General features: G+C 64.5%; 2 protein-coding genes and 1 pseudogene. 1 reads left to right on the top strand and 2 read right to left on the bottom strand.

Features of this window, described 5'->3' with window-relative positions:
• On the top strand, window positions 1–1,128 hold a 1,128-nt coding region (gene groEL, locus ACLHHB_RS00195; RefSeq protein WP_410216256.1), incomplete at its 5' end, for a chaperonin GroEL.
• A gap of 211 nt (window positions 1,129–1,339) precedes the next feature.
• Here the strand turns inward: groEL and ACLHHB_RS00190 are convergent.
• Both ACLHHB_RS00190 and ppk1 read right to left on the bottom strand, forming a co-directional pair.
• Complete coding sequence (locus ACLHHB_RS00190) at window positions 1,340–2,863, bottom strand: Ppx/GppA family phosphatase (RefSeq protein ID WP_410216255.1); 1,524 nt, start codon at window positions 2,861–2,863, stop codon at window positions 1,340–1,342.
• Between the two features lie 48 nt (window positions 2,864–2,911).
• Window positions 2,912–3,919: pseudogene (ppk1, locus tag ACLHHB_RS00185) on the bottom strand (polyphosphate kinase 1); the annotation flags it as partial.
• Window positions 3,920–3,970: the final 51 nt, after the last annotated feature.

Below are 3,970 nucleotides of genomic sequence, written 5' to 3'. Positions count from 1 at the left end.
GGCGTCATCACCGTCGAAGAGAACAAGGGTCTCGAGACGGAAGTCGAAGTCGTCGAGGGCATGCAGTTCGACCGCGGCTACCTGTCGCCCTACTTCGTGACCAACGCCGACAAGATGACCGCCGAACTCGAGGATGTCCTCATCCTCCTGCACGAGAAGAAGCTGTCGTCGCTCCAGCCCATGGTCCCGCTGCTCGAGGCCGTGATCCAGTCGCAGCGTCCCCTCCTCATCATCGCCGAGGACGTGGAAGGCGAGGCGCTGGCCACTCTCGTGGTCAACAAGCTCCGCGGCGGCCTCAAGATCGCTGCCGTCAAGGCGCCCGGCTTCGGTGATCGCCGCAAGGCCATGCTGCAGGACATCGCGATCCTGACCGGCGGTCAGGTCATCAGCGAAGACCTGGGCATGAAGCTGGAAAATGTCGGCATCGACATGCTGGGCCGCGCCAAGAAGGTTTCGATCAACAAGGACAACACCACCATCGTCGATGGCGCCGGTGAAAAGGCCGAGATCGAAGCTCGCGTGTCGCAGATCCGCCAGCAGATCGAGGAAACCACCTCGGACTACGACAAGGAAAAGCTGCAAGAGCGCGTGGCCAAGCTGGCCGGCGGTGTTGCCGTGATCCGCGTCGGCGGCATGAGCGAGATCGAAGTGAAAGAGCGCAAGGACCGTGTTGACGATGCGCTGAACGCGACCCGTGCGGCCGTTCAGGAAGGCGTTGTCGTCGGCGGCGGCGTGGCCCTGGTTCAGGGTGGCAAGGCTCTGGACGGCCTGACCGGCGTGAACAGCGATCAGGATGCGGGTATCGCCATCGTGCGCCGTGCACTGGAAGCTCCGATGCGTCAGATCGCCGAGAACGCGGGCGTCGACGGCGCCGTGGTTGCCGGCAAGGTCCGCGAGTCCTCGGACAAGGCCTTTGGCTTCAACGCGCAGACCGAAGAATATGGCGACATGTTCAAGTTCGGCGTCATCGACCCGGCAAAGGTCGTCCGCACCGCGCTGGAAGACGCAGCTTCGGTTGCCGGCCTTCTGATCACCACCGAAGCCATGATCGCCGAAAAGCCCGAGCCCAAGGGCCAGGGTGCCGGCGGCGGCATGCCCGACATGGGCGGCATGGGCGGGATGATGTAATCATCCCCCTGCCCTGCAGGCAGACGGAAAGGGCGCCCACAGGGCGCCCTTTTTCGTGGTCCGAACGATCATTTCTGTCGGTCAGTCCAATGATGCCACGCTTCTGACGTTCAAGGAACCGCTGGTAATCGGCTTGAGTGCGATTCCCAGAGCCTGCCAGCCATAGGGCCCCGGGCGGGTCGATGGGTCCGCCTGTCGGGCCGGGGCCGTGCTAACGCACGATCCCTTCCACGCCGACCGATTTGCACAGAGACTGGAAGCGCGACTCGGCCACCTCTCCCATCAGTTGCTTGCCCGTGCGGGTAAGGTGCAGTTCCAGCGTCTTGCCGGGGACATAGCGCAGGCGCGCGGCATCGGCCGGATCGTCGATGGCGAACATCGCGCCAAAGCGCATGGCCTTGCCCAGGATTTCGGCATCACGGATCTGGCCCTCGTCCAGCAGCGCGAACAGCGGCGCCATCTGCGACTGCGCACGGCTGTTCTTGTAGCGGTGCAGCAGCGCCAGCCCCAGGAACACCCGTTCCGGATGGCTGAGTGCAGCCATGTTGGCGCGGGTGACATTGTCGAAACAAGCCTCAGCCCGGTAATCGGGATGCGCGCGCCAGGCCGTGTCGTGCAGCAGGCAGGCCGCGCGTACCAGCCGGTCGCGTTCCGGCGTCAGATCCGGAAACAGCGGCAGCAGGAACTGGTGCAGCTTCTTGCCAAAGCCCGGAAGACGGGCCATCTGCTTTTCGGTAAAGCGCGCGGCCTCGATCAAGGGATCCCGGCGGCGCAGGGTCGGCGACATGTGTTCGTAAAGCAGACCTTCGCGGATGCCATAGCTGGAAACGGCCAGTTCCTCGGGGGCAAAAACCTCGATCAGTTGCGACAGGACCCGAGAGGCCAGCGGCACCAGCTCGATCCGGGAACTGGAGATGCCCACCTTGGCGCGCAGGGTGTTCACGTCATGCTGGTTGATCCAGCTGACCGTTTCGGCCACAGCATCAGGCGTCATGCGGTATTCGTGCAGCACCGTCATGGGATAATCGCACCGCTCCATGTCCAGACGCGCGATCGCGCGCCAGGACCCGCCGACAAGGTAGATGCGCTGGTGGTCGGTTCCCATCTGCCGCGCGAGGCCTTCAAGAATGCCACCGATATGGTCGCGCAGCTTTTCGGGCGGAACCTGCTGCAGCCGGAACGGTCCCAGCGGGGAGGTCACGCGCCGCCCCACCTTGCCATCCGACACCTCGGCCAGTTCCATCGAGTTGCCGCCGATATCGCACACCAGACCGCGCGCGTCGGGCCAGCCCAGCAGGACCCCTTGCGCGGACAGCCGGGCCTCCTCCTCGCCGTCGATGACATGCAGCTTGAGCCCGGTTTCCCGTTCCACCTTGCGCTGGAATTCGGGACCGTCCTCGGCCTCGCGCACGGCGGCGGTCGCCACGCAGGTCAGCGGCTCGATCCCCATGCCGCGCCCCAAGGCCGCAAAGCGGGCCAGCGCGGAGAACCCGCGCTCGATCCCCGCCGGGTTCAGGCGGCCGGTGCGGGCCATGTCCTGACCCAGGCCTGCCATGACCTTCTCGTTATAGAAGTACGCGGGCGAGCGTGCCGCCCCGTCGAACACCACCAGTCGGATCGAGTTCGAGCCGACATCCACCACCCCCACGCGCCTCAGCGCGCGCTTGGGCAGCTTGCGGAACTTGCCGCCGAAAGGGGTGACGTTCTTGCCGCTGGTCGTTCTTACGCCGTTCATCCTGATCTTGCGCCTTTTCTGCAGGCAGGGTCCCGTGGGGCCCGCCCGTCAATCGGTTGAATGGGTCAGCGCCGGCACATCCCGGGCGCCCGCTGTGCCCCGTCCGGACAAGGACGGGTTTTCCATGAAGAACCGGTGACAATTGAACAGATCGTCCTGCCCCTGGGGGAGGTAACGCAGAAAGCGGCCATCCGGCTGCAACAGCCAGCTTTGCGCCTCGTCCGCCATGTTGGCGGCCATGACCTGGCTGACGATCTGCGCCTTGACGGTCTCGTTGACGCATTCCACCAGGGTTTCGACACGGCGGTTCAGGTTGCGGTCCATCCAGTCGGCGGAACTGATGAACACGCGCGCCTTGGCCGAAGGCAGGCCGTGGCCGCTGCCAAAGCAAACGATCCGCGAATGCTCCAGGTAACGGCCGACGATCGACTTGACGCGAATGCTCTCGGACAACCCTTTGATGCCCGGGCGAATTCCGCAGATGCCGCGCACGACGAGGCTGATTTTGACCCCCGCCGCGCTGGCAGCGTACAGCGCCTCGATCACGTCCTTTTCGATCAGCGAATTCATCTTGGCCCAGATGCCGGCCTGCCTGCCCTGGCGGGCATATTCCGCTTCGCGCGTGATCAGGTCGATCAGGCGTGACTTGAGGTTGATGGGCGAGATCGCGAGGTTCTCCAGCCCCGCAGGCTGGACATAGCCAGACAGGTAATTGAACACCTTGGTCGCATCGCGCCCCAGCGCAGGATCGCAGTTGAACAGCGACAGGTCCGTATAGATCCGCGCGGTGATCGGGTGATAGTTGCCGGTCCCGTAATGGGTATAAGTGACCAACCGGTCGCCTTCGCGGCGCACGACGATGCTGATCTTGGCATGGGTCTTGTAGTTCACGAAGCCGTAAACGACATGCGCACCCGCCCGTTCCAGGCGACGGGACTGGCGGATGTTGGCGGCCTCGTCAAAGCGGGCCTTGAGTTCGACAAGGGCGGTGACGGACTTGCCTGCCTCGGCCGCCTCGCACAGCGCGTCCACGATCGGGCTGTCGCGGCTGGTGCGGGCGGGTGCGCATGTCGTTTACGGCTTCGTGAACTACAAGACCCATGCCAA

The sequence above is a fragment of the Paracoccus sp. (in: a-proteobacteria) genome (assembly GCF_046462195.1).
In the GTDB taxonomy this organism is placed as follows: Bacteria; Pseudomonadota; Alphaproteobacteria; order Rhodobacterales; family Rhodobacteraceae; genus Paracoccus.
Note: the sequence above shows the minus strand (reverse complement) of the source record. Positions and strands in the feature narration are given on the sequence as shown.